Raw genomic sequence first — 26,792 nt, 5'->3', positions numbered from 1 at the left:
AAGTGGGTCTCCCGCTCATCCCAAGGAGAGGGACGATGACCACCGTGGCTCCCCCCCTCGACGAAACGGGCCGGAAGCTCGCCTCCCGGATCGACCACACTCTCCTGCGACCCGATGCCACCTCGGCCATGATCGCTCAGCTCTGTCGGGAAGCCGCCACCTATGGATTCTATGCGGTCTGCCTCCACCCTCTCTGGCTCGGGGAAGCACGACGCCTGCTCTGCGGAAGCGGGGCCCGCCTCTGCACGGTGATCGACTTCCCGCACGGTGCGTCAAGCCTCCGGATGAAGGCGTCCGCCGCCGAGATCGCCGTCCAGGAGGGGGCAGACGAGCTCGACATGGTGATTCCCTTGGGCGCCGCCAAGAGCGGCGACTGGGACTGCGTCGAAGCCCATGTCGCCGCCGTAGTGGAGGCGGCGGCTGCTCGCCCGGTCAAGGCCATCCTCGAAGTCGGGGCGCTCTCGGAAACGGAAATTCGCTCGGCCTGCCTCTGCGCCGCCCAAGGGGGGGCGGCCTTCCTCAAGACCTCCACCGGCTTCGGCTTTGGGGGCGCCACCCCCGAAGTGGTCGCGCGGATGCGCTCGCTGGTCGGCCCGGAGGTACAGATCAAGGCTTCGGGGGGGATTCGCGATCGGACCACGGCGCTCGCCCTCTTGGCCGCCGGAGCGACACGGCTGGGCACCTCCTCGAGCGTGGCGATCGTGCACCCGGACCGGGGATGAACGCACCCAATGTCGTCCAGAAGCTTGTCGAGATCGGAGACGCCGCGCTGGCGCTGGAGGAAAGGTTCCGGAGCTCGATCGAAAAGGTCCACCCCCACCACCGGGCGAGCGCACGCAACCTGGTGCACTACCTGGCCCTTCGCCGTTTCGACTTGCGCCCGCTCCAAGAAGAGCTGGCCGACCGGGGCCTCTCTTCGCTCGGCCGAGCGGAGGCTTGCGTGCTCTTCAGCTTGCAGGCGGTCTTGCGGGCCCTGGGGGAGGAGCTTCCCGCACGCCTGATCCGTGCCGATCCCGCTCCGCTCTCCCGACTCGAGAGCGCCCAGCTCCTGCAGGCGCACACGGTCGCTCTGCTGGGCCCCAAGCCCTCGGGTCGAAGCTCGGCCATCATGGTAACGATGCCGACCGAAACGGCCCACGATCCCGAGCTCACCCGGCGGATTCTGGGGGCGGGGATGGACATCGCGCGAATCAATTGCACGCACGATAGCGAGGCCGTCTGGCTGCGGATGGTGGAGAACCTTCGGCGGGGGGCCCAGGAGGCGAGTCGGACGATCCGCATCATCATGGACCTCGCGGGACCGAAATTGAGGACTGGAGGCATCCGCCATGGACCGCGCTTCTGCCATTGGAAGCCCGCAAGCGATCGGTTCGGACGGTTGATCGAGCCCGCTCGGATCTGGCTCGCGACGGAGGGGAGTGGCCGCCGCGCGCCCGAAGGAGTCTCGGCGGCGCTGCTTTTCCCCGAGGAATGGCTGCAGCGGCTGGCTCCCGGAAAGGAAGTTCTCTTTTTCGACATCCTGGGCAGACCCCGTTCGCTCCGGATCGTAGAGCGGGTCCAAGACGGGTTGCTCGCGGAATCTCGCCAGGGCGCTACGGTGTCGGAGGAGACGGCCTTCGTTCCTTTCGATCCGACTCCCAGCCTTGAGCATCTGGACCAGCGGGCCGCCTTTGCCCGCGCGCTCGGCGACGCCAGCTCGTTCCTGCTGCTTCGGCGGGGAAGCCGCATCCGCTTGATTCCTGCGGGTTCCAAGGGCTCTGCCGCCAGGGGGAGGAGGCCGCTTCCGGCCATCGAAATGGAGCCGGCCGAGGCCTTGCGCTCCCTCCGCAAGGGCCAGACCATCTGGTTTGACGACGGGCGTATCGGGGGGGTCATCCGCTCCGCCACGACGACGGGAGTGGTGGTCGAAACGACCCGCGCGCGCCTGCAGGGGGAAAAGCTCGGACCCAACCGCGGAATCAATCTCCCCGAGACCGACCTCGCCCTCCCTCCCCTTTCCGCAAAGGATCGCTCTCTCCTTCCTTGGATCCTCGAGCACGCCGATGGGATCGGGCTCTCCTTCGTGCGCAGTCCCGCCGACGTTGCGACGCTGCAGGAAGCGCTCCGCCAAGTTGGCGGAGAAGAGCTCCCGATCGTGGTCAAGATCGAAACCCGGAAGGCGTTCGAATCCCTCCCGGCAATTCTGCTTACCGCGATGCAAAGCCCTTCGGTCGGGGTCATGATCGCCCGGGGCGACCTGGCGGTCGAATGCGGCTACGAACGACTCGCGGAGGTCCAGGAGGAGATCCTCTGGGTGGCGGAAGCCGCCCATCTACCCGTGATCTGGGCGACGCAAGTCTTGGAAACTCTCGCGACAACCGGGCTCCCCTCCCGGGCGGAAGTCACCGATGCGGCCATGGCCGAACGCTCGGAGTGCGTGATGCTCAACAAAGGGCCCCACATCGAAGAGGCTCTGTACTTCCTGCACGATGTCTTGCAGCGGATGGCAGCGCACCAGACAAAGAAGCGTTCGATGCTCCGCCACCTGCATCTAGCCGATCTCTTCGAGGAAGGCAGCGGCCCAACCGCCAAGCATGCTCATTCGCAGAAAGCGCGATCCCGCCGAGCTACGCGGCAAACCGGGCAAGAACCTCGTCCTTGTCGAGCTTCGTCAAGTCGGCGGGAATCGTCTTGACGAGCCTTTCCCGGGTTGAGGCGGAGAGCTTCTCGAGCAACCGGGGGAGCACTTCGGCGCCAGCGGCCAAGCCCCAGCGCTTGCCCTCACCGCTCTCTCGATGAAGAACCGACTCGATCTCCCGGGCGAGCTGGCAGAGCAACCGCTTGCGGATTTCCAGCGCAAGGTTGTGCTCCTCTCCAGCCGGACGGCCGAGCGCAACCTTTCCCGTCCGAACCGAATAACGGCCCGGCTCGTCGGTCTCGAGATCGCCGAGCTTCTTGTGCGCTTCCGGAAGGAGTTGATCTGCGAGGATCTGAATATGGGTCTTCCCGGAAAGCTCGTCGACCGACACCCGATATGCCTTCAGGCGCCCCAAGTCCGCAGTGATTAACGTGTCTATCCGCATGAGATCTTCCGCCTGGTCCAATCGTTGGTTTCGTTCCTCCTGCTCCCGACCGATTCTTCCGGACCGGATTTCGAGCCAATTCCGCCTAGGCTATGGGCTTTTGGCTCCGCTCGTCAAGACACCAGAAGTGGAGATCCCATTGACGGGGAGTGCCCGAGGGGATAGCCTGGATTCTCCCCTCCGCTCCCTGGCGGAGCGGAATCTCTTCGATCGATGAAAGCCATGGTTTGGGACGGGCCGGGAAGCCGTCTTGTCGAGCGCGATCTGCCGACGCCGGAACCGGGGGAGGGAGAGCTGCTCCTCCGGGTCCGGGCCTGTGGCGTCTGCCGGACCGACCTCCACGTCATCGACGGAGAGCTGCCCCAGCCGAAGCGGCCGCTCATTCCCGGTCATGAGGTCGTCGGGACAGTCGTCCGGTCGGGTCCGGGGGCCCGGCGATTCTCCGTAGGAGAGCGGGTAGGAGTCCCTTGGCTGGGCAAGACCTGTGGGGAGTGCCGTTTCTGCCGCACTGGCCGGGAAAATCTCTGCGAACATCCGGAATTTACGGGTTACACCCGCGACGGCGGCTATGCGGAGTATCTGCTGGCCGATGAGCGATTCGTCTTTGCTCTGCCGGAGGGATACGCGGACGGGGAAGCCGCCCCCCTTCTATGCGCCGGGCTCATCGGCTACCGATCCTACCGGAAGGCGGAGGGGGCACACCGGCTCGGGTTCTATGGATTCGGCGCGGCGGCGCATCTGCTCGTCCAACTCGCCGTGGCCCAAGGCAAGGAGGTCTATGCCTTCACCCGCGCAGGCGATGCCGCAGCACAAGCCCTGGCCCGGGAGCTGGGAGCGGTCTGGACGGGCGCCTCCACGATGCCACCCCCCGATCCCCTCGATGCGGCCATTCTCTTCGCCCCGGTGGGTGATCTCATCCCGGCCGCCCTGCGGGCCGTCGATCGAGGTGGGAAGGTCGTCTGCGCAGGAATCCACATGAGCCACATCCCCTCCTTCCCCTACCGCCTGCTCTGGGAAGAGAGGGAGATCGGCTCCGTAGCCAATCTGACGCGGGAGGACGGCGAAGAATTCTTTTCCTTGGCACGCCGCGTCCATTTTCGTACTCATATCCACTCGTACCCGCTCTCGCGGGCGAACGAGGCACTCGATGCCCTCCGGGAGGGCCAAATTGCCGGTGCGGCCGTTCTATTCCCGGACAGATGAACCAGACGGATCGAATTTCCGGAAAGGGGAGCCCCTTTCCCGTCAACGAGTAAACAGACCCTGGAGGCAAATGACCGAAGTCCGAGTAAAAAAAGGTGAATCGATCGATAAGGCCCTGCGGCGGCTCAAGCGCAAGCTGGACCGCGAAGGCACTCTACGCGAAGTACGAGCGCGACGCTCCTTCGAGAAGCCTTCCGACCGCCGTCGGCGCAAGGCGAAGGAAGCTCGACTGAAAGTGTTCACCTTCCATCTTGGCGCTCGCTAGAGCCGGCCGATCCTCCCGCATCCCCTGCTCCCTCTCCCGGGGGGTGCTCCGTCAAGAAGAGCCCGATTTCCAATCGATGGGCGGAAAGCCCTGGGTTGGGGTTGGACCCGACTCCGGCCGCCGCGCGATTCTCGGCTCCACGGCAGGAGGCTGTGACCCGACCGGCGGCAAGATGCTCTCCGTCCACCAGGACCCGGGCCACGGCCGCCGAGCGCAACGAGGAGAGTCCCCAGTTGGACATGGGATTCTTGCGAGCGCCCGGGGCTGCCTGGGCCAGGGGGGCTGCTGGCGTAGGGTCGACAAAGCCCACGATCCGCACTTCTACGGCTCCCGAGAGCGGCTGCAAGCCGGCCGCCACCTCGTGAAGAAGCGCTTGTCCGGGAGCTCCGATCTTGAGGCCTGGGCCAGGAAAGAGAACGCGATAGTCGAGGGCGATGACGACCCCGCTCTCCTGCGGGAGGATGGCGGCTTCCTTGGCGAGGACTCGAGCGGCGAACGCCTTGTCCAGCCTCTCCTCCAGGGTCCGAAGTTCCAGGGTCCCCGAGGGCGTTCGCGTGCGCGGTTTCTCCTGGATCGCTTCCCCGGCTCCGTTCACCGCAGCGGTCTGTCCCAGGAGATCCTGTTGGAGCCGCAGAAGGCTGCCCGTTTGACTGAGCTCGGTTTGTAGCTGGTCGACGACCGAGCGCAGCTTCTGGTTCTCGCTCCGCAGAAGCTCCGAGTCCCCTTGCAGGGCGCGTGCCTCGCGGTCTCGAGCCGTAAAATGGTCGTAGAAGTGGAAGGTGCTGATGCCGAGGAAGACGGAGACGCTGATCCAGAAAAGGAGGCCGCCGATCCCCCCGTAGGGCACCACACTCGGACGTGCCTTAGGAACGTCGACCGGGATCACGACCGGCTTCTGGCTCTCCATGTCCGTCATCGCGAGGTTCCTCCGATCGGGCGCATCCGAAGGAGAAGCAACGTCCGATCGCAGCCTCTAATTTGGACCGGCTCCGATCGTTTTCTCAACGGGTCCTCCGGGAGCGCGCTCCGTCGACGACGTTTCGAGCGTGACCGAGGGGGAGCCGGGGGCTCCTCCCGGATTGTCTGGAGGCCGCTCGTCGGCGAGCAGCGAGAAGCGCTTGATTTTCCCGTTTCGGGAGACGGCAACGGTGATCGGCTGGCCGACCGGAGCATAAAAGGAGGCATCCACCACGTCCGACAGACGGTGGACCGGTTTCCCGTTGATCCGCTCCAGGCGATCTCCTTCCTGCAGTCCGCTCGCCTTCCCCGCCGAGTTCGGAAAGAGTCGGGTAACGATGACCGTGCTCTGCGTCCGGTCGTCTCCGACCCGAGCCACGCCGACCCCCGCCCATGCGTAGCGGACCCGCCCATACTGCCGCATGTCGCCGATCACGCGCGTCGCAGCCTTTCCGGGCAACGCGTAGGCCCATCTTCCCTCGTTCACAACCATGCTAACAACCCCGACAACCAAGCCCTGCAGGTTGAGGAGCGGTGCTCCGAGCTCTCCCGGGCTGACAGTGATGTCGACGCGCAAGTGGGAGACGCAAAAGAGACGGTCCTGAAACTGCCGGTCCGCCCCCAGCACGACACCCACGATCGGGGAGGCCGAGAGATTGAAGGGGTATCCCACTCCCACGACAAACGATCCCGGCGCCATCTCGGTTCCCGAGGCAAACCGGAGAAAGGGCGTGGCGCGGCTCGATTGAGTCCGCAGAAGGGCCAACCCGCTGCGGCTATCCTGCCCGACCAGAACGGCGGGCAGCACGCCGCTCTCCGACTCCACCCGAATTTCTTGTCCTTGAGAGACCAGATCCGAAAGGGTGACGACCGTGCCAGTGGCATCGATGAAGAAGCCACTACCGACCGTCTCCGTCGAGTCGTGCCGTACCCGGACGCGGACAGCGCCATTCCGTGCGCTGCCGAACACCCGGCTCACCTCCGAGCCGAGAGTGGCGACCGATTCCTGCCATGCCAAGCAGGAAATCGCGCTCGACCAGAAGAGAAGAACGGCGCTAAGGGAAAGCTTAAAAGTCAACGCTGGCTTCATACCGGACGGGAAGCACACTCACGAACGATCGTCCTCCATTCTCCCGGTCTTTTGCCTTGGTTGTCCTCTCCTCCCCGACTCCCGACGCCGCTCTCGGCGCGACGATGGACGGCTCCCCGTCCCCTCTCAAGTTCCAGAGCAGATCCGGACCTGTGCTGACGAGATGAGCCGGCGAAGGCGAGGTCGCAAGCGCCACCTGCCGTGCAGCTGGAGTCAGGCGCTCGTGCTGCAGAGCGAAGCCCACAACCGCGGCGAAAAGGACTGCCGGGAGGGCCAACCGAACGAGCAGCGGGCGCACCTCCGGGAGCGAGGGAGCGATCAGTTCCGCAAGCCGATCCCACCAGCGAGGCCGACCAACGAGCTCCTGACGCAACCGGCGATGCACCTGCCCGAGCATTCCTTCGAAATATTCGGGGGTCGCCTTCTCCGCCAGACGATGACCAAAAAAGATTCGCAACTGCTCGTTCAATTTCGTCTCGCTCTCTTGCCGTCCCTTCATCGTTGACTCCAAACTTTGCTCCGTCGGCGACGACGGCGTCAAACATAATTACGCAGCAACTCCCGCAAACGTTTATGGGCGTAAAAGAGCCGGGAACGAACCGTCCCTTCGGAGCAGCCCACGATTTTGCCGATTTCGGCATGGCTCAACCCTTCGATGTCGAAGAGGGTAACGACGGCCCGGTGGGCCTCGCTCAACTGTTGGAGCGCTTGCTCGAGCTCCTGATGCAGCTCTTGAAGCTCGATCTTCCGCAGAGCTTCCTTTCCCGCCGACTCGTCCACGAACGCCTCGGGCGTCCTTTCCTCGTCTTCTCCACCGCCGGAGGAGCCGCCGGCCAGCCGCAAGCGGGCGAACTTTCGCCGGTGGCTGATCGCTGTATTGATTGCGATCCGGTAAATCCAGGTGTAAAAGGAGGCTCCGATCCGAAAGCGGCCCATATTGCGGTACGCCTTCACAAACGTTTCCATGAGAACGTCATTGGTGTCGTCGTGATGGAGCAGGACGCCATAGATCACGCGATAAAGGCGCGCTTGATACCGCTTGACAAGCTGGTCGAACGCGCCAAGATCCCCGTTCTGCAAGGAGAGGACGAGCTCGCGATCCGTAGGCTCTCGTATCGGAGTATCCGGCGTGGGTTTTTCCATGCAAGATCAGAAAAGAGCTGACGCAGATAGCTTAGTCTCACCGAATCGAGAATCAACGTCTTCCTTCGCCTCGGCGCCCGCCCCGATCGATTCGTTGGCTCCCGGCTTGGCATCCCCTGCTGCGGTCAAGAGGATCGACGCCGCCGCGCTCCGGGCCGCGGCCAAGCGTTTGCCCCTCCTTCTCGCCGGCAACCGGGATGCCACCCCCCTTCCGGCTCCAACGGGGAGCTCTCCTTTTTCGAGCTCTCCGATCACGCGAGGCCCAACAGCCCCTCCGGAGGCTCCCGCTCTTACGACCGCCGTGGGGCCCGTGAAGACGCCACCTCCGATTCCTCCGCCTCCGCCACCTCCTTCCCTGCCCCAAGCCTCTGCTCCTCCGCCACGCGCGCCGATGCCGCCGGGGCGAGTGGCCTCGAAGATCTACGCTTGGTCCCTCTGGTTCGCCGCCCTCGTCGTGGCGGTCCAAGGACTGGCACTCCTTTCGGTATTCTGGCTCCGCCACCGGATCAAGGGTGACACGCACGCGCCCGCTCTCCTGTTCCCCGCGGTCGCCGCGAATGCGGCACAGGGTCCGCCGATTCCATCGCTCCTCGCTCCCCGCCCTCCCGTTCCATCGACCCATTACGACGGGCATTCCCTCTCCCTCGTGCTCGATCCACGCCCGACCGGAGGACGTCTGGCCCCTCCCGCGCTGACCAACCGAGAGCGGGTCACCGCTTTGCTTCAGGAAGCGAAGCGGTTCAAGAACGAGGGCGACCGGGAGCTCACGCGTGCCGCCCTCTCCCGGGCGGAGGATCTCGATCCGCAAAATCCGGCCATCCTGGAATGGCAGGGCGAACTAGCCGAGGAAGAGAAGAATCTTTCCCGGGCGACGGAGTACTGGAGTCGGCTCGTTTCGATGGGACCCGCCGCGGGGGCATCCTACGAAAGAGCCCGCAGCCACCTCGAGGAAGCGGCGCAAGCGGAAGGGATGGACTCGAGCGAAACGGCCTTTCTTCATCGGGCCAAAACGCCCCTCCAGCTCCTCGGAGTCGAACGGAGCAGCGGTAACGGCAGCCCGTTCGGTCAGCAACTGGTCTTCCGCTTCCGCATCGGAGCCGACTCCCGGACGAAGATCGCGCTCGGTCAAATCAGCTATCAGTTTTACGCTTATGATCAGATCGACGCGGGCATCATCGTGCCGACCAATGCCGAGGTGACCGCCGGATTCGAGAATGCCTTTCCGCGCTGGGGAGGCAATCGCGCCGAGGTTCTCCGGGTGACCTATCGCCTCGATCATCCCGTCCCGCACCAGCGCTTCTATGGCTATGTCTTTCGCCTCTTTTACAGCGGGATCCTGCAGGCTCAGCGAGCCGACCCGCCCGAGCTGCTCTTGCGCTTGCCCACCGCGAAAGGGAAGTGAGCCTTCCCCGGGGGAAGGCCCAAGACCAGGCTTCGGGCAGCGGAGAAGACGTCCCGCCTAGTTCGGCCGACCTTCCGAAGCGCAGGTGCCCGCTGGGGATGCTTCGGGCACCGCAGGAGCGTTTTTCGCCAGCGTGCGCCTGCCGATTCCCGGCAGCTCCGCCTTCCGCATCTTGCTCGGGCGGGCGGCTATCGCCAAAACGCGGGCCGCGGCCCGGGCGCTCGCCCCCGGGGCGGCGATCGGCCGCAGGGTCTCTTGCATCGCCCGAATCATGCGATCGCGCTCGTCGGGCTTGGCCAACAGCTGCAGCGCCGCTTCGGCGATGGCACCCGGCGTCACTCTTTCGTGGACGAGCTCCGGGACGATCTGCCGGTCGGCCAACAGGTTGACCATGCTCAAGAAGCGGACCTGGACCACCCGCTTGGCTACGCTGTAGGTAATGGGGTTGGCCTTGTAGACGAGGAGCTGCGGGGTGCCTACTGCCGCGCATTCGAGCGAAGCCGACCCGGAGCAGAGGAGCGCCAGATCGCATCGGGCCAGATGGGAAAGAGCGTAACCGACGCGAAGGCGGACCGTGCCGCTCGGCCTGTAGAGACCCAAGGCCTCGCGGACGCAAGCCTCTCGGCGCGCATCGGGGGTAATCCAGAGAAAATCCAAGTCATCCCGTTGCCGTTCCATCTCCGCAGCCGCTTCCAGAAGCAGCGGCAGATGACGCGCAATTTCGCTTTCCCGGCTCCCGGGCAGGAGCGCGACCGTCATCCGGCCCGAGTTCCGCTCCTCCGTCTCGTTGTCCAGGAGGCGGTCCCAGAGCGGATGCCCCACCCAGGATACAGCGAGCGGGCTCCCCCGATGGACATACCACTCCTTTTCGAACGGGAAGAGGACGAGGAGCTCATCGACGGATTCCGACAAAAGCTCGGCGCGCCCGGACTTCCAGGCCCATACCTGGGGGCTCACGTAATAGATCAGCTTCACCGAGGGAAAACGGCGGCGCAGCGCCCCAGCCAGCCGCAGGTTGAAACCGGGGTAGTCGATCAGCACCACCGCGTCAGGCCGAGCGGCCTCGATTTCCCGGATCAGGCGACGGAAGATCTTCCGCAGGTCCGGGTAGTGGCGCAACACCTCCACGAGGCCGACGACCGCATGCTTCGTGAGGTCAACACTCTGCCGTTGACCCGCAGCCGCCATCTTGGGCCCTCCGGCGCCGCGGCAAATCACTCCCGGCTCTTGCCGCCGGAGCGCTTCGATCAAAAGCGCTCCCAGGGTATCGCCGCTCGGCTCGCCGGCAACCAGATAGAACTTTCTCCTGCGGTACGACCTCGTCATGGAGACGTCATTCCCTCACCGATCCGATCCGAAATCTGCATCGCCAGGTCCAGGGCCGCAACCCCCTTTCCTCCATCCACGAGGGGTGTCATCTGGGAACGGACACAGTCGATGAACGAGGCGATCTGGAGCCGAAGAGGCTCATCCCTTTCGATCGGGATCGGCTCCCGTTCGATCCTCCCGTCCTTCTTGCGATAGATCTCCCCACACTGCTCCCCGTAGTTGAGGGAGAGGTAGGCGTCATCCTGAAAGATGCGGATCTTCCGCATCTTTTCCGGGCTGATCCGACTGCAGGTCAAATTCGCAACCGCTCCCCCGGCGAATCGGAGGCGCGCGTTGGCGATATCCTCGGTCGGGCTCAGGACGGCCACCCCAACCGCGTCGATCGAGGCCACCGGCGCCCGAACCAGATGGAGGACGATCTCCAGGTCGTGAATCATCAGGTCGAAGACGACGCCGATCTCGGTATTCCTCCCAGGATAGGGACAGAGGCGGTGCGCCTCGATGAACCGGGGAGCGCGAAGAAGCGGCTCCATGGCCTGGAAGGCGGGGTTGAACCGTTCCACGTGGCCTACCTGCAGCAGCAGGCCCTTCTCGCGTGCCAGAAGGACCAACCTCCGCGCATGCTCCACTTGATCCGCGATCGGCTTCTCGACGAGCACATGGCAGCCCATCTCCAGGCACACCGCGGCAACCGGGAAGTGCGTTCCGGTGGGGGTTGCGATCGTCACCGCCTGAGAGCTCGCGGCAAGCTCCTCTACAGAACGAAACCGCTCCGTTCGATAGAGCTCTGCTACTTCTCGGCAGCGCTGGGCATCGACATCGAAGACGCCGACCAGCTTGGTTTGAGGAAGCTCCGAACAGATACGGGCGTGGTGCCGACCGATATGGCCGACCCCGATCACCCCAATCTCAATAGGCTGCATCATGCGTTTTCTCCATCCTCCTGCATTCCGTAAAGAGAAATTCCCAGCTCCTGGGCGAGCTGGACGACCGTCTCCTTCTCCAGGATCAGCGTCTTTCCCGCCTCGCAGACGATGAGCGCCACCCCCGACTTGCTGGCCATCTCGATCGTCTGTCGTCCGATCACCGGCACGTCGAATCGAAAGTCCTGGTCCGGCTTGCTCACCTTGATTAAAACGGCCTTGCCGCGCCCGAGGCCGCCCCCGCGCTCCAGGGTCTTGTCGGTGCCCTCGAACGCCTCCACGGCCAGCACCGTGCCCTGCTTGACCACCAGGGATTGTCCGATATCGAGCCGAGCAATCTCCTTCGCCATCCGAAACCCGAACTCGGCATCTTCCTTTTGTCGCGGACGAAGAGGCGGCCCACCGAAATGGCCGGCGGGAGCCAGCTCCTCCTCCAGATAGGTCGTCGCCGGCAGAAGCAGGACCCCGACCCCCCGCAGCTCCTCTGCAATCGCCCCGAAGATGGTGGCGGCGTTTCTGACCTTGAGGCGGGCCAGGAGCAAAAGAGCTTTCAGATCGGGCCGCAAGTCGAAAAGATGGGAGGGGGCGACCGCCCCCGCCATGACGGCCCGGGAGACGCCGCTACGACGAAAGAAGCGGAGCAGGCTCCCCAGCTGCCCGACGCGGAGCCACTCGACCCGACGGCTGAGCTTCTCGATCTCCGGATCGGTCTCCCCGACGAAGGCGACCGTGCTGAGCCCATCGACTCCGGCACGGCGCGCGGCCCGAGCCACTAAAACCGGATAGACTCCGCGACCGGCGATCAACCCCAAGCCATCCGTTTGGTCGCCCTCGTGGCCGTGCATGAGACTTTGCCTCCGCTTTTCTCGTCCCGCGCCGCTCCGGAGCAACCCGGAGCAATTCAAACCTTGACCGTTGGAAGAACCGTTCGTAACTTTTTTGGCAAGGCGATTCTGCTGCAAAGAAAAGGTGGAAACTTGCAGAGTTTCCACTTTTTTTCTTTGGAAGTATCGCCGGAGACCGTCATGAATCAAGAAGTCTTGGCCATCATCGAATACATGGCAAGGGAGAAGGGCATTCATCGCGAAGCCTTTCTGGAAGCCATGCAATCGGCCCTGCTTGCCGCGGCCCGAAAGAGCATCGGGCCCGCACGCGACTTGCGGGTAGAAATCCACCCGAAGACTGGCAAGATCACGGCACGAGCGAATCTCGAGGTGGTGGACAAAGTGGAGGATCCGCGGGGCCAAGTTTCCTTGAAGCGGGCCAAGGAGATCGACCCGACCGCGCAGCTCGGGCAGCTGATCGATGTCGAGGTAACCCCCAAGGACTTCGGTCGCATCGCCGCACAGGTCTTCAAGCAGACGATCAATCAGGCCCTCCGCTCGATCGAGCGCGAGATGGTGCTCGCCGAGTTCAAGGACCGCGTCGATCACATCGTCATGGGAACCGTCCGGCGTTTCGATCGATCGGACGTGATTCTCGACCTCGGCCGCTACGAAGGCGTGATGCAGGCTCGCGAGCGGGTGCCCGGCGAGGAGTATGTTGTCGGGGACCGGATCCGCGCCTACGTGCTCGCCGTGGATAATACCTCCCATGGCCCGCAAATCCTCCTCTCCCGCAGCCATCCCAATTTTGTCCGGAAGCTCCTCGAGCTGGAAGTGAGCGAGGTGGCCGACCACACGGTGGAGATCAAGGCCATGGCCAGGGAGCCCGGCTTTCGAACGAAGATCGCCGTCTGGAGCGCCAATCCCAAGATCGATCCCGTCGGAGCCTGCGTGGGGGTGCGAGGGGCCCGGGTCAAGAACATCGTGCGCGAGCTCCACATCGAAAAGATCGACCTCTTTCGCTGGTCCTCCGACGTGGCCGAGTTGGCCGTTGAAGCCCTCAAGCCCGCTCGCATCAAGAGCGTCGAGCTCAATGAGGCGGGCAAGCGCGTGAAGGTCGTGGTCGATGAGGAGAACTATTCCATCGCCCTGGGTCGAAAAGGGAAGAACGCCTGGCTGGCGAGCAAGATCACTGGATGGGAAATCGACGTTGTCCGAGAACAGTCAGCGGAGGAAAACTTTGCGCAAAAGCTGGCGCGAGCGACCGAGGAGATGGCGAGCGCCCTCTCGGTCGATCCGTCCACGGCCGAGCAGATCGTACGAGCGGGCTTCTTGAGCCCGTCTGCCGTAGCCGAAAGCGAGGAGACCGATCTCGCCTCGGTGCTTCCCGAATTAGACCTGATCGCCGTTAAGCAATTGCGCGAAAACGCACGGCATTGCGCGAAAGCTTCTTAAGTTCAGCCACCCGAGTTTTTCATGCCCAAGACCAAGCAGACCCTGTCGCCTCCGGAGCAGAGGGACGATCGCACCATCTCCGCAGGGCACGCTGCTCTGACGGAAGCACCTCCCAAGCCAGTTGCCCCGCCACCGGAGCCCGAAGAGGGCTCCGCACCCCCTGCCCAGAAAACGATTTCCCTTCGGGGGCCGATTGCGGTCAAGGAGCTGGCGGGCCTTCTGGAAATCAAGCCCTTCCAATTGATTCATCATCTCATGGAGATGAACATCTTCCCTACCCTGACCCAGCTGTTGGACGAGGATGTCGCCCGAAAGGTTTCGAACCGCATGGGCTTCGAGGTGCAGACGGAGCGCAAGGAGCGTCACGGACCCCCGCCGCCGCCCCCCAAGGTGATCGAAGAACCGCCGCCCGCCCGGGAGGTAAAGCCCGAGTTGCAGGCTCGCTGTCCCGTCGTAGCCTTTCTCGGTCATGTCGATCACGGAAAAACCACCTTGCTGGATGCGATCCGGCACACCCGGGTTGCCGCGGGGGAGGCCGGAGGGATCACCCAGCACATTGGAGCCTATACGATCAGCCGCGGCGGCAAATCGATCACCTTCATCGACACCCCCGGCCACGAAGCGTTTACCGCAATGAGGGCTCGGGGAGCTTCGATCACCGACCTGGTCGTGCTCGTCGTTGCGGCCGACGACGGTGCCATGCCGCAGACGATGGAGGCCATCGATCATGCCCGGGCGGCGGGAGTTCCGATCCTGGTCGCCATCAACAAGATCGATGCTCCGGGAGCGAACCCGCTCCGAGTGAAGACTCAGCTCCAGGAACGCGGATTGGTCCCGGAAGAGTTTGGCGGAGAGACCATCTTCTGCGAAGTCTCCGCGCTGAAAGGGAAAGGGATCGATCATCTTCTCGAGATGATCCTTCTCCAGGCGGAGGTTCTCGAGCTGCATGCTCCCTTTCATGGTCCGGCGGTCGGCCGGGTAATCGAGGCACAGATGGAGACGGGGCGAGGACCGACGGCGACCGTCCTGGTTCAGAAAGGGATCCTGCATGCGGGAGACATCGCGGTGTGCGGGCCGTATTGGGGACGGATCCGGGCGCTCATCAACGATCTGGGGAAGACGGTGCGGGAGGCGATGCCATCCACCCCTGTCAAGGTCCTCGGCTTGAGCGGCCTCCCTTCGCCGGGAGAAGAGCTGATCGTAGAGAGCGACGAGCGCAAGGCGAGGCAGACCGCAGAAGAACGGCTCGCAGCGCTCAAGCGTCCCCGGCAGGAAGACGGTCCGAAGATCACGTTGGAAAATCTCTTCGCGGCGATCGCCGAGGGTCAGCGCAAGACGCTGCACTTGGTGCTCAAGGGGGACACTCAGGGATCGATCGAAGCCCTGATCGGCCAACTCCAAAAGATTCCCAGCAACAAGGTGGAGCTATCGATCATTCATTCCGCAGCTGGCCCGGTAACCGAGTCAGATATTCTTCTGGCCAAGGCGTCGGAGGGGATCGTGATCGGCTTCAACGTCAAGACCGATAGCTCCGCCGCGGCCGCCGCCAAGCGGGAAGGGGTCCAGATCAAGCTCTTCAGCATTATTTACGAGCTCGTCGACCAAGTCCGGGACGCCATGGCGGGACTGCTCGAACCGGAGCTCCGTGAAACGGTGCTCGGTACGGCGCTCGTCAAGAAGGTGTTTGAGCTCAATAAATTTTCGGTTGCGGGTGTCCTGGTACAGTCGGGCAGAATGGTCCGTAAGGGTCAGGCCCGGGTGCTCCGCGGCAAGCAGCCGATTTACGATGGGAGCATCCAAACCCTCAAACGCTTTCAGGACGAGGTCCCGGAGGTCCGGGCGGGACTCGAGTGCGGCATGCGCCTGGGGAATTTCGATGATTACGAGCCGAACGACACCATCCAGTGCTATCAGCTGGAGCGAGTTCCCCAAAGCCTCTGATGGTCACGCCTCGCTCCTGGGCCACGCTGCATCCCGCCGGTTGAGCTCCTGTTCTGTTCCCCACCGGGACGGATCCGGGTCCCGGCTCACGACCTGCCCTGTCCTCTCCTGCAGAAATCCTTCGGAGCCGCTATCATGGGTACACATCGAACCGTCCGGGTGTCAGAAGTCATCCGAAAGGAACTTTCGGAATACTTTCGCAGGGAAGTCTCACTCGAAGGCTTGCTGCTGACCATTGCTGCGGTCGAAACGACTCCGGATCTGAAAGAGGCTTTCGTCTTCGTCAGCGCATGGCAGTCTCCCCTGCGGAACGAAGAGCTGCTCTCTCTCCTCCATCGCCACCGCAGGGAGTGGCAGCATCGGCTCGGCAAGAAGCTCCAGTCCAAGTTTACACCCCAGCTGACCTTTCGCCTCGACGACTCCCTGGAACGAGGGGATCGCATCCTGCGCATTCTCCAGGAAATCGAGAGCGAGGGCGAAGAGGGGGAGAAACCGCCGGCTCCGGAAAGCTAACGCAGCTCTCCCGATTCGACTGGCCGCTGGAGAATGAAGCGTGCTTTTTCCCAAAGTCCGGGAAGGCCGGTCTGCTCCCGGGCGGCCACCTCGGTTTCGATCCGAGAGAAGATCGACCCTTCGATTCTTCGGCCGGCCGCTTCCTCGAGTGCCGCCAACTCCGGTTTTCCCAGCCGACGGTAGACGGCGGCGAGCCGAAGGCGAGCGAGAAAATCCTTCGGTCTCTCCTCGATCGCGGCGGAGAGAGACAAGGCGGCTTCCTGGGGCCGTCCGCTTTCCAGCAGGGCTTCGGCAAGGCCTTGGTGCAGCAATGCCCCTCTGGTTTGACTGCGGAGGGCGGTTCGAAAAAAAAGGCGCGCCGACTGGAGGTCTCCGCACTGCAGCGCCCTCCATCCATTGGCGGCTGGGCCGACCGCTCCCCTTCCGTTTCCGGTTCGCCGAGACCAGACCGGGAAGGGGAGGTCGACGATGCGACTCTCATCCATCAGGACGCGGGGGCAGAGCGCCCCGGCGAGCCGGTTCGTTCCCTGGAGGGAACGAAAGGTCGTCACTCCGACGACTCGTCCCACTTCATCGACAACGGGGCCTCCGCTATTCCCGGAAAAGGTTGGCGCGTCCACCTCGAAGGAAAGAGCTCCGTGATAGGGTTTATGCCGAAATCCAACCACCCGCCCGGACGCGGAGGCAAGACCCACACCCAGAGGATAGCCTTCGATCCGAATCGCCTCCCCCCGAATGGGGGGGGTCTTTCTCAGCTGGAGGGCTTCGGCCTTTGCCCCGGTCGGAAGGTCGACTTGCACCAGGACCAGATCTCCCGCCTCCGCCAAGACCCGGTCGACGCGGAGCGGCTCCGTCCCGGGTCCCAGGACCGCACAGAAGACCGCCCGAGACAGGAGATGTCGATTGGTGATCAGCTGACCATGGGGGTTGACGAAAAACCCGGTTCCGGTCACCCGAACGATGCCGTTGCCGATGCCTTGATAGGCGACCACCTGAACGATCGCCTCACTCGCCGGATTGTCGCGGTCGAGGCGAATCCCGTCCGCCCTTCCCGTCACGGGAAGCACCACCGCTACGAGCACCACGGCCGCACGGGCATGGCGCCATATTCTTCCGGCGATCCCTCTCGGTTCGTCCGAGAAGCCCGCAGTAGCCAGCGGTGCTGGGGAAAAGCCTGTGGCCCACCGCCGCGGCCGTTCCGGGAGCCCGCAGCCCGCAAACCGAGCCGGAACTCTCTGAGCTCGGCGCTCCCGCATCTCCCGGCGATCACCGCCCATTTTCTCGATGTACCGCGCTATTGCTTGCTCCACAAGGGAAAAGAGCAGCTCCGCCCTGCGGAGTCGGTGCCCGGTTGGGTACCAATCCCTCCGTTTTGGGTGCACGAAAGCGGCCCGGCGCGGAATTCCGCTATGTGGCCCTTCCTCTCTGCCTCTCCGCTTCCGCTGGGTCTTCCGGATATCCGTCGGGATGTGCCCGATGCCACCGCCAGGCGCTCTCGATGATTTCGGAAAGCCGCGAGCGTTCCGGCTTCCACGAGAGCTCCTGGTGGATCTTGTGAACGTTCGCCACAAGGCGCGGTGGATCCCCCGGACGAGCTGGCCGGACGTCGTAGGGGATCGGGGCTCCGGTGATCTTGCGCGCCATCTCGACGACTTGCAGGACCGACCACCCCTCTCCGGTCCCCACGTTGTAGAGGCTGGGTTGCTCTCGCCGCAGCACAGCCAGATGGGCTGCCGCCAGGTCGCGCACGTGGACGTAATCCCGGATCGCCGTGCCATCAGGGGTGGCAAATCCGTCCCCGTAGACCTCTACCGTCCTGCGCTTTCCCAACGCCACCCGCAATACGTTGGGAATCAGATGGGTTTCTTGCTCATGGTCTTCCCCATACCGGTCCGAAGCTCCGGCGGCATTGAAGTAGCGCAGAATCAGCGGAACGATCCCGTGGATCTCCGCATACCAGCGCAAGATCCTTTCGAAGCAGAGCTTCGACTCGCCGTAGGGATTGATCGGCTTCGCCTCTCCCCGCTCCTCGATCGGAATCTTGAGCGGGAGCCCGTAGACGGCGCAAGTGGAGGAAAAGACGATCTTGCGCACTCCCGTTGCCACCATGGCGTCGAGCAGATGGATCCCATAGAACGCATTGTTGCGGAAGTAGGCCGAAGGATCCCGCATCGACTCGGCGACCAGGGCGTTGGCCGCAAAATGGATGACCGAATCGGGCCTCTCGGCTCGGAATAAGGCCAGAATCCCCTCGCGGTCGCTCAAATCGAGCCGATGGAAGGTGGCCCGTTCGTCCACCGCCGCCCGGTGTCCTTCGGAGAGATTGTCAACGACCACTACGGAAATGCCTGCCTCCAGGAGAAACTCCACGCAGACGCTTCCCACATACCCCGCCCCACCGGTCACCAGGATCTTCATCGGGACGAGTGGAAAGAACTCTACTCCTTGAGATTCATCGAAAGGAGGAACTCGACGTTGCTCTTGGTCTTGCGCAACCGCTCGAGCAGCAGCTCCATGGCCTCCACCGGAGGTACGGAGGAAAGCGCGCGGCGCAAGACATGAATCCGCGCAATCTCGTCGGGATGATAGAGGAGCTCCTCCTTGCGCGTACCCGACTTGGGGATGTTGATCGCCGGGTAGATTCGCTTGTCGACGAGCGCACGGTCGAGATGGACCTCCATGTTGCCGGTTCCCTTGAATTCCTCAAAGATGACGTCGTCCATCTTCGACCCGGTCTCGATCAGGGCCGTGGCCAGGATCGTCACGCTCCCGCCTTCTTCCAAGTTCCGCGCCGCCGCAAAAAAGCGCCGCGGTTTCTGCAGCGCATTGGCGTCGACGCCTCCGGTCAAAATTTTTCCGCTATGGGGCTGCAAGGTGTTGTACGCACGCGCCAACCGGGTCAGCGAGTCGAGCAGGATGACCACGTCCACCTTCGTCTCCGCCAGGCGCTTCGCCCGCTCGATCACCATTTCGGCCACCTGGACATGGCGCTCCGGTGTCTCATCGAAGGTCGAGCTGATGACCTCGCCGCGGACGGAGCGCTCCATATCGGTCACCTCTTCGGGCCGTTCGTCGACCAGAAGGACGATCAGATGCGCCTGAGGATGATTTTCACTGACCCCGTTGGCGATCTTCTGCATCAGGACGGTCTTCCCGGTCCTCGGAGGAGCCACGATCAAACCGCGTTGACCGAAGCCGATCGGCGTAACCAGATCGATGACCCGCAGGGAAGCGTCCTTCGACTTTCCTTCGAGGAAAATCCGACGGTTGGGAAAGAGGGGGGTGAGGTTGTCGAAAAAGATGCGATTGCGGACCTTGTCCGGCTCTTCCCCTTCGACAAGATCGACCTGCAAAAGCGAGAAATATCGCTCCTTCTCCTTCGGGTGACGAATGGGGCCCGAAACCAGGTTGCCCTTCTTGAGGCCGTTGCGCCGGATCAGCGCAGGAGAGACGTAGACGTCTTCGGGACAAGGAAAGTAGTTGTAGGCGGGCGACCGCAGGAAGCCATACCCCTCGGAGAGCACCTCCAGGACCCCGTCTCCGAAAATCGGACCGTTGCGCTGGGCATGACGACGCAACGTCTCGAAGATCAACTCGTGCTTCCGGAGTAGCCCGGGATTCTCGATCTGATACTCCCCGGCTTTCAGCTGGAGCTCCGCAAAGGAAAGGTGCTGGAGCTCGCTCAGGCTGAGCGGCTGGCCGGTCGCAAGAGGACGAGACCACTCCCCACCTCCTTCCTTGCGATTGGGCTGCTCACCGCCGCGGGATTCGGCAGGCCGGGCCGGGTGTCCGCTCCGAGGCTGCCGCTGCTCTTCGGAGGGCGCGCCCGCTTCCCATGGACTAGTCCCGGTCGATGCGCCACTCTTTGAAGGTTCACCCTTCTCCTGTCCGATTTCATCCGCATTCATTCTTTTTCCATTGAGGTTTCCCTCTTCCCCCTCTCTCACCAGAAACTGCCCGTTCCACTCGATCGCGTGTTGGATTCCACCGCGCACCCCGTTCCTCGTCCCGCAAGGGACAATGTCTCAAGGTGCTGCGCAAGCGAGGACAAAGCGAGAAATCTGCTGCTCCAGAAGTTCCAACGAACCGTCGTTCCAGAGGAGTACGTCGCTGCGCGCGGCCTTCTTCTCGATTGGCCACTGACTCTCGATCCGTGCCTCCGCTTCCTCCCTTTCCAAACCGCGTGCCAGGAGCCGACGCAGTTGCGTCGCGTAGGAGCAACCTACGCAGAGAATTTTCTCAAACTCTCCCTCCAGGGCCACTTCATGCAAGAGGGGAACCGACACAGCAATTTTTGCGTTCGGGTTCCGAGCCCTCCAATCCGTCACTTCCTTGCGCCACCTTTCGGCGATGTCGGGGTGAGTGAGCCCGTTTAGCGTCTCCCGCAACTGAGAACAACGAAAAACCATCGACCCGAGCTTTTTTCGATCGATGGTCTTATCCTCATTTAAGATCTGCTCCCCGAACGCGTCAACCAGTTTCTGCCATGTTTTCTGTCCCGGCGCCGTCAACTCTCGGGCGATCTCATCCGCGTCGATCACAAGCCATCCCATCCTCCGAAGCCATTCGGAGGTCGTCGACTTGCCGGCGGCAATTCCGCCGGTCAGACCGACATAAGAAACCGGCATGGCGAGAGACCTCCTCCATGGAGCGGGCCGAGCGGCCGACCCCTTCCGACCAGCGGGAAACCCGTTCCTCTTCCCGACTTGTGTTCTGCCCGCTCCTCGATCACCCCTTGGCCATGGGGTAGCCCCGTCCATTCCCTGTTGACAAGCTCTCCCTTTCGGAAAAGAAGGAGCAGGTGACTCTCGAAACGGCCTACGCCACCTGCCGGCGCATCGCTCAGCATTACGAAAATTTCCCTGTCGGCCTTCTGGTCCGCCGCCCCTTGCGACCTCACATCCACGCCATCTACGCGTTCGCGCGGCTGGCCGATGACATCGCCGATGAGGGATACGACTCCTCCTCCGACGAAGCTCTCCCGGAGCGGACGGCGGCGGGACGAAGGAAGGGTCTGCTCCGTTTCGAAACCGCGCTTCGCGATCCGGCGAGTGCACCAGAGGACGCAGTCTTCGTAGCCCTCCACCAGACGATCCAGGAGTTCGACCTGCCGATCGATCTCTTCCTCGATCTCCTGAGCGCTTTCGCGCAGGACGTCGAGAAGCGACGCTATGCCTCGTTCGCTGAGCTGCTCGACTACTGCCGCCGCAGCGCCAATCCGATCGGCCGGCTTGTCCTGCTCATTCACGGTCAGAAGCGAGAGGAACAGCTTGCGGCCTCGGACGCGATTTGCACGGCCTTGCAGATCACCAACTTTTGGCAGGACCTCTCCGTCGATCTGCTCAAGGACCGCATCTATCTCCCACAAGACGAGATGAAGCGCTTCGGGGTTACCGAGGAGAGTCTCTTTGCCGGACTGGCAAGCTGCGAATTCCGCGGGCTGCTCGCCATGGAAGTGGAGAGGGCCTTTCAGCTCTTCGAGCAAGGCTATGGCCTGATGGCGACCCTTCCCCGTCCTCTTTGCTGGGAAATCGAGCTCACTTGGCAGAGCGGCCGTCGCATCCTCGAAAAGATCGTTGACCTCGATTTCGACACCCTTCACCATCGCCCCACCCTGGACGCCCTCGATGCACCCACTCTGCTGGCGAAGGCGTTCTTCCGCATTCGGGACGGTCTTCCCCGCCTGTCGGAATCCGTCGCTCTTGGTTCGTCCTAGCCGGAGATCCTTACGCGGCGAGCGGGACGAGCGTCCGCCGATGCCCTTCGAAGAGGGCGACTTCGCGAATGCCCACTTTTTCGAGCAGCCCGGAAAGCCGCTCGTAGTCTTCCCCGATCTGAAAGGAGGAATGAGCATCGGAGGCGAGAGTAAAGGGGATGCCCAGCTCTTTGGCTCGTCGCAAGATGGCTTCGTCGGGGTACGCCTCGCCTACCGGCTTTCTCCACCCCGCCGTGCTGATCTCAAGAGCCAAGTCCTTTTCCCGCGCGAGAACCAATACTTCCTCGAAGTAGTCGAGGAAGCCCGCTTTGGGCCGAAATCCGAAGATCTTGATCAAGTCGAGGTGGGCCAGGCAATCGATCCAACCGCGCTGCACGAGCGACCGTAGGGCTCCCGCGTATTCGCGGTAAATCTCCTCGATCGGCCGCTGCGCAAAGCCGACATCCTCCCCCGCACGATCAAATGGCCAATTCTTCAAAAAATGGACGGAGCCCAAGACGAAGTCGAGCTTCTCCCAATTCCGCCGCACCCAGGCAAGGCCCGCTTCGCCGCTCTGAGGATCGTTGTCGAGCTCGATCCCCATGCGAATCGTCAAGTCGCCGTTTTCCTCGCGCCAGCGCTGAAAGGCCTCGAAGTCGACCCCCTCGTGGTAACGGTCGTGATCGGTGATGGCGAAGTGGCGAATCCCGCGCTTGCGGGCGGCTTTCGACCAGGGTTCCAGCAGCTCGCGGTCGTAAGGCTGCAGACGGTGCCCCTGCGGGTGCATGTGATAGTCGCTAAACAGATTCATGGATTTCCTTTCCGGTCGGCAAGCTGCTGCCAGCTCGCTCCCTCTAGCCGTACCGTCTCGCCCGCCCGAACAGCGTGGCGGGCAAACCAGTCGCGATTGACCTCGAGAGCAAACCGGACCCGCGCGCTCTCACTGGAGACGATGCGGGTGTCGAGCGGCTCGAGATCGTGGATCTCGAGGATCGCGCCGGTTCGGTCGAGAAACGCAACGGAAAGCGGAATGGTCGTATTCGCCATCCAGAACGATGCCACTCCCTCGTGCGGGAGCAAAAAGAGCATTCCCGCATCCTCGTCCAAGCTTCGGCGGAACATGAGCCCGCGGGAGAGCTCCTCGTGCGTTCGCGCCACCTCGACCGCCAAGCGGCCCGATCCGACGGAAAGCCGCAACGGTACCGCCGCGGCCTCCGCGGCGGTCGAGCGGGAAAGGAGCGCCACCGGGCCAAGCTGCGCCAGGAAGCAAAGAAAGGCAACTCTTCCGTAGAGCATCTTGCGCCGCCAGGCGTGCCGAGCAAGAATACGCGTATGGCCGCTCCGTTCCGTCCGAGGCGAGCGAAGGTTGCCTCTCGCCCCGTTCCCCGTTAGCCCCTGTGTCCGCATGCCAAGCCCTTCCTCCCCCAAGCAGCTCTGCCTTCTCCTGACCGTCGATCGGAGGAGCGAGCAGTTTAGCCAATTTCTCCAGGTGCTGGAAGAGCGAAGGGCGCGAGGAGAGCAGATCTACCTCTACTGCCTCGACGACGGGATCCGGGAGATCGACTCTCTTCACGCCCTGGCCGGGCCGCAACTGCGGCTCTTCGGCTGCGCTTACGCCGCCATGCGTCGCTCTCTTCCGAGGAATCCCGATGTCACCTACGGCGGGCTCGGCTTGCTGGCGGATCTGATCTCCGGCACCGCCGAGCTCCTGGCTTTCTAGAGGGTAGAGCGCGCGAACCCGGGGAGCCTACGCCCCCTTCTCGTCCAGGCGCCGCTCGACCTCCGGCCAGTTCACAACGCTCCAGAACGCCTTGAGCCAGTCTCCGCGGCGGAACTGGTATTTCAAATAGTAGGCATGCTCCCAGACATCGCATCCGAGAAGGGGATAGCTGCCCTCCATGAGCGGGCTGTCCTGGTTGGGCGTAGAGGTGACCTCGAGCGCCCCTGAAGGATTGCGCGCGAGCCAGACCCAGCCGCTCCCGAACCGGCCCAAACCCGCCGCCTCGAACTTCCCCTGGAATTCGCCGAAGCTGCCGAAGGCGGATTGCAGCGTCTGGAGAAGCTTCCCGGAAGGCTCTCCACCGGCGCGAGGAGCCATCATCTTCCAGAACATCGAGTGGTTGACGTGGCCTCCGCCGTTATTGCGCACCGCGGTACGGATCTTCTCCGGGACGGCGCTCAGGTTCCGGATCAGCTCCTCCGGGCTCTTCGCTGCCAGCTCCGGATAATCGACGAGCGCCTTGTTCAAATTGTTCACATAGGCCTTATGATGACCATTGTAGTGGCAATCCATCGTCATCGTGCTGACGTAGGGCTCCAACGCGTCCAACGGATAGGGAAGCTGAGGGGTTTCGTATGCCATAAGGAATCCTCCTGTCTCTTTCCACCTTCTTGCCAATTTTTCCAGCCGGCGCCGATCGACGCGCGCCACTGCTGCGATCTCCGGCTCCCCGGGGTCCCGAAACCGCCGCAACCCGGTTGCCCAAAGGATCAGTCCACTCAAACGTCAAGGCCTCCGGAAAGGCAAGGACTTTTTCCTCGGGTGCCCCCGGAGTTTCCCCTACCCATCCGGTTTCGTTGCTCTGCTCGCCTTGGGGAGCCAACGAATCAACGATTGCGCCTCTCCCTTCCGACGCGATAGAGTGGGCCGTGAAGCTCTGGGAGAACGCGAAGAGCCGCCTCCTGGCGGAGATCAGCAGCATCTTCTGCTTCGGGCTTGCCCTCCTCCTGCTCCTGAGCCTGGTCTCGTACCGCCCCGGCGACATCGCCTACAACCAGTGGCCCAGCCAGGCCGAGGTGGCCAACGCCATCGGACCGCTGGGAGCCTACACGGCCTTCGCCCTCTACTCCCTTTTCGGCCTCGGAGCCTACCTGATTCCCTTCCTGCTGCTCACCGCCGGGATGGCGTTCAGCCTGCAGGCCCGGGTGGCCTGGAGCCGTAAGCTCCTGTGGACGGCTCTCTTTTTGATCGCGGCCTCCGGGCTCTTCAATGTCCAGCCCTACTTCGGCAGCGCATTGCGCGCCCGTGTCAACATCGGGAGCACAGGAGGGTTCGTGGGCGAGCTCCTCGACCGCCCCTTGCTCTCCCCAGCGCTGGGCAAAACGGGAAGTCAGATCTTTCTCGGAATCGCTTGCCTCCTGTTGCTGATCATTCTTTATGAGGCGGAGCCGATCCGCAGCTTGATCCGGATGGCGCGCTGGGCGAAGGAACGCTGGGCTGCTTACCGGGAGGAGCGCCTCCGGAGAGAGGGGGTTCGCGGTCAAATCGAGATCGCCGAACGCAAGCTCGCGGAAGAGGAGAGGCTCCTTTCGCGGAAGCTGTCCAGGAAGGAGAACCGCCTCGGTGCACGGAGGGAAACGGGCTCGCCCGAGGTCATCGATACCGCGGAGCGAACAGCGACAAGCAATGCCCCCACGCCCGAGCCGGAGCCCGTGCGCAAGCGGCCACCGGATCCCCTTTCCCGCACCGCCTCGGCCGGAAGCGCCGCCGATTATTGCCCCCCCCCGCTCCGTCTGCTCCGGGAAAGCCCCGCTCCTCGCAAAGGCGGCCCCGGCGACAACGACCTTCGCCAGACAGGGGATCTCCTCGTCAAGACGCTCGCCAGCTTCGGCATCGAGACCATCCTCGGAACCATCACGAAGGGACCCACCGTCATCCGGTTCGAGCTCTATCCGGCGGAGGGAGTCCGTGTCGATCGAATCCTGAGCCTCCAAAGGGACATCGCGCGCGCCACGCGCGCAGAAAAGATCAACATCCTCGCCCCGATTCCGGGCAAGGACAGCGTCGGGGTGGAGATTCCCAATCCGAACAAGTCGGCCGTGGTTCTGCGAGATATCCTCGGCCTCCCCGAGTTCCAGCAGACCCGGGCGCGCCTCCCGATTGCTCTCGGCAAGGACGTCTACGGCCAACCACTGATCGCCGACCTCGCGGAGATGCCGCATCTGCTCATCGCGGGAGCGACCGGCTCGGGCAAGTCGGTCTGCGTGAACTCGCTGCTGCTCTCGCTGCTCTTTCGCTTCGGCCCGGAAGAGCTACGGCTCATCCTGGTCGATCCCAAGCAGGTCGAGCTGCAGATCTACAACGGAATCCCACACTTGATCGTGCCGGTCGTAGTCGACCCCAAGAAGGTGATTACCGCTCTCAAATGGGTGATCGTCGAAATGGACAAGCGGTATAAGCTCCTGGCGTCGGCCGGAGTGCGCAACATCTCCGCCTATAACGCGCACGCTCTCAAGGCGCTTTCCGCTCAACGCAAGGCATCTCCCCCTTCTTCGAATGGTTCCAGCACGGGAGCCGCCGAGGAGGAGCCTCCCAAACCGCTCCCCTCCATCGTCGTGATCGTAGACGAGCTGGCCGACTTGATGCAGACCGCGTCCGCGGACGTCGAGGTCGCAATCGCACGATTATCGGCGAAGGCTCGAGCTGCCGGCATTCACCTGATCGTCGCAACCCAGACTCCACGGAGGGAAGTGGTCACGGGGGTCATCAAGGCCAACATCCCCAGCCGCATCGCCTTCCAGGTCAGCAGCTCGCTTGACTCCCGCGTCATCCTCGACGAAAATGGTGCAGAGAACCTGTTGGGGAAAGGAGATTTTCTCTACGTGCCGCCGGGCGTCGGTCAAATGGTCCGAGGGCAAGGAGCGTATGTTTCGGAAGAGGAGGTTGCCGAGGTGGTGGACTATGTTCGCGCCCAAGGAGGGCCCACGCTCGAGAACGAGCTCCATGAGCAGCTTGCGGGGGAGTCCGCCACCAACGATCTGTCGGACCCGGATCGGGAGCTGGTCCAGAAGTGCCTGGAAATCATCTGGCAAGAAAGGCGCGCCAGCACATCCCTTCTGCAACGGCGCTTGCGGCTAGGCTACAATCGGGCGGCATGGGTAATGGACCTGCTCCAGGATCGAGGATGGGTCGGACCGGAAAACGGCGCCAAGCCCAGGGAGATTCTTGCCGATCTTGACGGCCCGGTCCCGACAGCATAAAGGCGTGCTC

General features: G+C 63.3%; 27 protein-coding genes. 12 read left to right on the top strand and 15 right to left on the bottom strand.

Features of this window, described 5'->3' with window-relative positions; genetic code table 11:
- The first annotated feature begins 35 nt into the window (after nucleotides 1-35).
- Nucleotides 36-722, top strand: coding sequence for a deoxyribose-phosphate aldolase (deoC, locus tag MacB4_RS08865; RefSeq protein WP_206863491.1), 687 nt, complete (start codon nucleotides 36-38; stop codon nucleotides 720-722).
- Nucleotides 719-2,674, top strand: coding sequence for a pyruvate kinase (locus MacB4_RS08860; RefSeq protein WP_206863490.1), 1,956 nt, complete (start codon nucleotides 719-721; stop codon nucleotides 2,672-2,674). Before deoC ends, MacB4_RS08860 begins: the two co-directional genes overlap by 4 nt.
- Here MacB4_RS08860 and MacB4_RS08855 read toward each other — a convergent pair.
- Nucleotides 2,607-3,062, bottom strand: coding sequence for a host attachment protein (locus MacB4_RS08855; protein WP_206863489.1), 456 nt, complete (start codon nucleotides 3,060-3,062; stop codon nucleotides 2,607-2,609). The genes MacB4_RS08860 and MacB4_RS08855 overlap by 68 nt on opposite strands.
- On the opposite strand from MacB4_RS08855, the gene MacB4_RS08850 reads away from it, so the two are divergent.
- From MacB4_RS08850 to rpsU, 3 genes are all read left to right on the top strand, one after another.
- Entirely contained in the window at nucleotides 3,061-3,279 is a 219-nt protein-coding gene (locus MacB4_RS08850; protein ID WP_206863488.1) for a hypothetical protein, read from the top strand. The two genes, MacB4_RS08855 and MacB4_RS08850, sit on opposite strands and share 2 nt — an antisense overlap.
- The gene (locus tag MacB4_RS08845) at nucleotides 3,276-4,265 is read left to right on the top strand and encodes a zinc-dependent alcohol dehydrogenase family protein (protein WP_206863487.1); all 990 of its coding nucleotides are present in this window, start codon (nucleotides 3,276-3,278) and stop codon (nucleotides 4,263-4,265) included. Before MacB4_RS08850 ends, MacB4_RS08845 begins: the two co-directional genes overlap by 4 nt.
- Nucleotides 4,266-4,335: 70 nt before the next feature.
- Nucleotides 4,336-4,530, top strand: coding sequence for a 30S ribosomal protein S21 (gene rpsU / locus MacB4_RS08840; protein ID WP_026195642.1), 195 nt, complete (start codon nucleotides 4,336-4,338; stop codon nucleotides 4,528-4,530).
- Here rpsU and MacB4_RS08835 read toward each other — a convergent pair.
- The 4 genes from MacB4_RS08835 to MacB4_RS08820 are packed head-to-tail and all read right to left on the bottom strand — an operon-like array spanning nucleotide 4,505 to nucleotide 7,720.
- The gene (locus MacB4_RS08835) at nucleotides 4,505-5,446 is read right to left on the bottom strand and encodes a hypothetical protein (protein WP_206863486.1); all 942 of its coding nucleotides are present in this window, start codon (nucleotides 5,444-5,446) and stop codon (nucleotides 4,505-4,507) included. The two genes, rpsU and MacB4_RS08835, sit on opposite strands and share 26 nt — an antisense overlap.
- 57 nt (nucleotides 5,447-5,503) lie before the next feature.
- Entirely contained in the window at nucleotides 5,504-6,577 is a 1,074-nt protein-coding gene (locus MacB4_RS08830; RefSeq protein WP_206863485.1) for a S1C family serine protease, read from the bottom strand.
- Complete coding sequence (locus MacB4_RS08825) at nucleotides 6,555-7,076, bottom strand: hypothetical protein (RefSeq protein ID WP_206863484.1); 522 nt, start codon at nucleotides 7,074-7,076, stop codon at nucleotides 6,555-6,557. Before MacB4_RS08825 ends, MacB4_RS08830 begins: the two co-directional genes overlap by 23 nt.
- Before the next feature lie 38 nt (nucleotides 7,077-7,114).
- Nucleotides 7,115-7,720 carry an RNA polymerase sigma factor gene (locus MacB4_RS08820; RefSeq protein ID WP_206863483.1) on the bottom strand — a complete coding sequence of 202 codons (606 nt, stop codon included), beginning with the start codon at nucleotides 7,718-7,720 and terminating at the stop codon, nucleotides 7,115-7,117.
- A 406-nt stretch (nucleotides 7,721-8,126) separates the two neighbouring features.
- Between MacB4_RS08820 and MacB4_RS08815 the strand changes: the two genes are divergently transcribed.
- Nucleotides 8,127-9,122 carry a hypothetical protein gene (locus tag MacB4_RS08815; RefSeq protein ID WP_206863482.1) on the top strand — a complete coding sequence of 332 codons (996 nt, stop codon included), beginning with the start codon at nucleotides 8,127-8,129 and terminating at the stop codon, nucleotides 9,120-9,122.
- Nucleotides 9,123-9,179: 57 nt separating this feature from the next.
- Here MacB4_RS08815 and lpxB read toward each other — a convergent pair whose 3' ends face one another.
- From lpxB to MacB4_RS08800, 3 genes are read right to left on the bottom strand one after another with little or no spacing between them, the layout of a single operon-like run.
- Nucleotides 9,180-10,448, bottom strand: a complete 1,269-nt coding sequence (gene lpxB, locus MacB4_RS08810; RefSeq protein WP_206863481.1) for a lipid-A-disaccharide synthase — start codon at nucleotides 10,446-10,448, stop codon at nucleotides 9,180-9,182.
- Nucleotides 10,445-11,377, bottom strand: a complete 933-nt coding sequence (locus tag MacB4_RS08805; protein ID WP_370569352.1) for a Gfo/Idh/MocA family oxidoreductase — start codon at nucleotides 11,375-11,377, stop codon at nucleotides 10,445-10,447. Before MacB4_RS08805 ends, lpxB begins: the two co-directional genes overlap by 4 nt.
- A complete protein-coding gene (locus tag MacB4_RS08800; protein WP_206863480.1) occupies nucleotides 11,374-12,219 on the bottom strand; it encodes an LpxI family protein in 846 nt (281 codons plus the stop codon). Before MacB4_RS08800 ends, MacB4_RS08805 begins: the two co-directional genes overlap by 4 nt.
- Before the next feature lie 180 nt (nucleotides 12,220-12,399).
- Here MacB4_RS08800 and nusA point away from each other — a divergent pair, with 180 nt between their 5' ends.
- The 3 genes from nusA to rbfA all read left to right on the top strand — a co-directional run bounded on the left by nusA (nucleotide 12,400) and on the right by rbfA (nucleotide 16,107).
- On the top strand, nucleotides 12,400-13,653 hold the full coding sequence (nusA, locus tag MacB4_RS08795; protein ID WP_206863479.1) for a transcription termination factor NusA: 1,254 nt from the start codon (nucleotides 12,400-12,402) through the stop codon (nucleotides 13,651-13,653).
- Nucleotides 13,654-13,674: 21 nt separating this feature from the next.
- Entirely contained in the window at nucleotides 13,675-15,594 is a 1,920-nt protein-coding gene (infB, locus tag MacB4_RS08790; protein ID WP_206863478.1) for a translation initiation factor IF-2, read from the top strand.
- Nucleotides 15,595-15,729: 135 nt separating this feature from the next.
- On the top strand, nucleotides 15,730-16,107 hold the full coding sequence (gene rbfA, locus MacB4_RS08785; RefSeq protein WP_206863477.1) for a 30S ribosome-binding factor RbfA: 378 nt from the start codon (nucleotides 15,730-15,732) through the stop codon (nucleotides 16,105-16,107).
- Here rbfA and MacB4_RS08780 read toward each other — a convergent pair.
- The 4 genes from MacB4_RS08780 to coaE form a co-directional block, all read right to left on the bottom strand.
- Nucleotides 16,104-17,192 carry a serine protease gene (locus tag MacB4_RS08780; protein WP_206863476.1) on the bottom strand — a complete coding sequence of 363 codons (1,089 nt, stop codon included), beginning with the start codon at nucleotides 17,190-17,192 and terminating at the stop codon, nucleotides 16,104-16,106. The genes rbfA and MacB4_RS08780 overlap by 4 nt on opposite strands.
- 322 nt (nucleotides 17,193-17,514) lie before the next feature.
- On the bottom strand, nucleotides 17,515-18,525 hold the full coding sequence (gene galE, locus MacB4_RS08775; protein ID WP_206863475.1) for a UDP-glucose 4-epimerase GalE: 1,011 nt from the start codon (nucleotides 18,523-18,525) through the stop codon (nucleotides 17,515-17,517).
- Nucleotides 18,526-18,545: 20 nt separating this feature from the next.
- Entirely contained in the window at nucleotides 18,546-20,015 is a 1,470-nt protein-coding gene (gene rho, locus MacB4_RS08770; protein ID WP_206863474.1) for a transcription termination factor Rho, read from the bottom strand.
- 117 nt (nucleotides 20,016-20,132) lie between these two features.
- A complete protein-coding gene (coaE, locus tag MacB4_RS08765) occupies nucleotides 20,133-20,735 on the bottom strand; it encodes a dephospho-CoA kinase (RefSeq protein WP_206863473.1) in 603 nt (200 codons plus the stop codon).
- 173 nt (nucleotides 20,736-20,908) lie between these two features.
- Between coaE and hpnC the strand changes: the two genes are divergently transcribed.
- Nucleotides 20,909-21,823 carry a squalene synthase HpnC gene (gene hpnC / locus MacB4_RS08760; protein ID WP_206863472.1) on the top strand — a complete coding sequence of 305 codons (915 nt, stop codon included), beginning with the start codon at nucleotides 20,909-20,911 and terminating at the stop codon, nucleotides 21,821-21,823.
- 10 nt (nucleotides 21,824-21,833) lie between these two features.
- Here hpnC and MacB4_RS08755 read toward each other — a convergent pair whose 3' ends face one another.
- Both MacB4_RS08755 and MacB4_RS08750 read right to left on the bottom strand, forming a co-directional pair.
- Nucleotides 21,834-22,613: a histidinol-phosphatase HisJ family protein gene (locus tag MacB4_RS08755; RefSeq protein ID WP_206863471.1), complete on the bottom strand. Its 780-nt coding sequence runs from the start codon at nucleotides 22,611-22,613 to the stop codon at nucleotides 21,834-21,836.
- Nucleotides 22,610-23,098: a DUF192 domain-containing protein gene (locus MacB4_RS08750; RefSeq protein WP_206863470.1), complete on the bottom strand. Its 489-nt coding sequence runs from the start codon at nucleotides 23,096-23,098 to the stop codon at nucleotides 22,610-22,612. Before MacB4_RS08750 ends, MacB4_RS08755 begins: the two co-directional genes overlap by 4 nt.
- Nucleotides 23,099-23,207: 109 nt before the next feature.
- On the opposite strand from MacB4_RS08750, the gene MacB4_RS08745 reads away from it, so the two are divergent.
- Nucleotides 23,208-23,522 carry a hypothetical protein gene (locus MacB4_RS08745; protein ID WP_206863469.1) on the top strand — a complete coding sequence of 105 codons (315 nt, stop codon included), beginning with the start codon at nucleotides 23,208-23,210 and terminating at the stop codon, nucleotides 23,520-23,522.
- 27 nt (nucleotides 23,523-23,549) lie between these two features.
- On the opposite strand, the gene MacB4_RS08740 is transcribed toward MacB4_RS08745, so the two are convergent.
- On the bottom strand, nucleotides 23,550-24,164 hold the full coding sequence (locus tag MacB4_RS08740) for a superoxide dismutase (protein WP_206863468.1): 615 nt from the start codon (nucleotides 24,162-24,164) through the stop codon (nucleotides 23,550-23,552).
- Nucleotides 24,165-24,451: 287 nt separating this feature from the next.
- On the opposite strand from MacB4_RS08740, the gene MacB4_RS08735 reads away from it, so the two are divergent.
- A complete protein-coding gene (locus MacB4_RS08735) occupies nucleotides 24,452-26,782 on the top strand; it encodes a DNA translocase FtsK (RefSeq protein WP_206863467.1) in 2,331 nt (776 codons plus the stop codon).
- The last annotated feature ends 10 nt before the right edge of the window (nucleotides 26,783-26,792 follow it).

This window comes from Methylacidimicrobium sp. B4, from assembly GCF_017310545.1.
GTDB lineage: Bacteria > Verrucomicrobiota > Verrucomicrobiia > Methylacidiphilales > Methylacidiphilaceae > Methylacidimicrobium.
The sequence above is the reverse complement of the archived record's forward strand: the minus strand, read 5'-3'. Positions and strand labels throughout refer to the sequence as shown.

What these genes read in the sequence shown, in the direction of transcription:
- nusA (WP_206863479.1), top strand. Translation starts at nt 12,400, where the DNA reads ATGAATCAAGAAGTCTTGGCCATCATCGAATACATGGCAAGGGAGAAG.
- MacB4_RS08850 (WP_206863488.1), top strand. Translation starts at nt 3,061, where the DNA reads ATGAGATCTTCCGCCTGGTCCAATCGTTGGTTTCGTTCCTCCTGCTCC.
- coaE (WP_206863473.1), bottom strand. Translation starts at nt 20,735, where the DNA reads ATGCCGGTTTCTTATGTCGGTCTGACCGGCGGAATTGCCGCCGGCAAG.
- MacB4_RS08750 (WP_206863470.1), bottom strand. Translation starts at nt 23,098, where the DNA reads ATGCTCTACGGAAGAGTTGCCTTTCTTTGCTTCCTGGCGCAGCTTGGC.
- MacB4_RS08755 (WP_206863471.1), bottom strand. Translation starts at nt 22,613, where the DNA reads ATGAATCTGTTTAGCGACTATCACATGCACCCGCAGGGGCACCGTCTG.
- MacB4_RS08805 (WP_370569352.1), bottom strand. Translation starts at nt 11,377, where the DNA reads ATGATGCAGCCTATTGAGATTGGGGTGATCGGGGTCGGCCATATCGGT.
- galE (WP_206863475.1), bottom strand. Translation starts at nt 18,525, where the DNA reads ATGAAGATCCTGGTGACCGGTGGGGCGGGGTATGTGGGAAGCGTCTGC.
- rho (WP_206863474.1), bottom strand. Translation starts at nt 20,015, where the DNA reads ATGAATGCGGATGAAATCGGACAGGAGAAGGGTGAACCTTCAAAGAGT.
- MacB4_RS08845 (WP_206863487.1), top strand. Translation starts at nt 3,276, where the DNA reads ATGAAAGCCATGGTTTGGGACGGGCCGGGAAGCCGTCTTGTCGAGCGC.
- MacB4_RS08855 (WP_206863489.1), bottom strand. Translation starts at nt 3,062, where the DNA reads ATGCGGATAGACACGTTAATCACTGCGGACTTGGGGCGCCTGAAGGCA.
- MacB4_RS08740 (WP_206863468.1), bottom strand. Translation starts at nt 24,164, where the DNA reads ATGGCATACGAAACCCCTCAGCTTCCCTATCCGTTGGACGCGTTGGAG.
- MacB4_RS08825 (WP_206863484.1), bottom strand. Translation starts at nt 7,076, where the DNA reads ATGAAGGGACGGCAAGAGAGCGAGACGAAATTGAACGAGCAGTTGCGA.
- infB (WP_206863478.1), top strand. Translation starts at nt 13,675, where the DNA reads ATGCCCAAGACCAAGCAGACCCTGTCGCCTCCGGAGCAGAGGGACGAT.
- rbfA (WP_206863477.1), top strand. Translation starts at nt 15,730, where the DNA reads ATGGGTACACATCGAACCGTCCGGGTGTCAGAAGTCATCCGAAAGGAA.
- deoC (WP_206863491.1), top strand. Translation starts at nt 36, where the DNA reads ATGACCACCGTGGCTCCCCCCCTCGACGAAACGGGCCGGAAGCTCGCC.
- lpxB (WP_206863481.1), bottom strand. Translation starts at nt 10,448, where the DNA reads ATGACGAGGTCGTACCGCAGGAGAAAGTTCTATCTGGTTGCCGGCGAG.
- rpsU (WP_026195642.1), top strand. Translation starts at nt 4,336, where the DNA reads ATGACCGAAGTCCGAGTAAAAAAAGGTGAATCGATCGATAAGGCCCTG.
- MacB4_RS08835 (WP_206863486.1), bottom strand. Translation starts at nt 5,446, where the DNA reads ATGACGGACATGGAGAGCCAGAAGCCGGTCGTGATCCCGGTCGACGTT.
- MacB4_RS08800 (WP_206863480.1), bottom strand. Translation starts at nt 12,219, where the DNA reads ATGCACGGCCACGAGGGCGACCAAACGGATGGCTTGGGGTTGATCGCC.
- MacB4_RS08860 (WP_206863490.1), top strand. Translation starts at nt 719, where the DNA reads ATGAACGCACCCAATGTCGTCCAGAAGCTTGTCGAGATCGGAGACGCC.
- MacB4_RS08830 (WP_206863485.1), bottom strand. Translation starts at nt 6,577, where the DNA reads ATGAAGCCAGCGTTGACTTTTAAGCTTTCCCTTAGCGCCGTTCTTCTC.
- MacB4_RS08745 (WP_206863469.1), top strand. Translation starts at nt 23,208, where the DNA reads ATGCCAAGCCCTTCCTCCCCCAAGCAGCTCTGCCTTCTCCTGACCGTC.
- MacB4_RS08820 (WP_206863483.1), bottom strand. Translation starts at nt 7,720, where the DNA reads ATGGAAAAACCCACGCCGGATACTCCGATACGAGAGCCTACGGATCGC.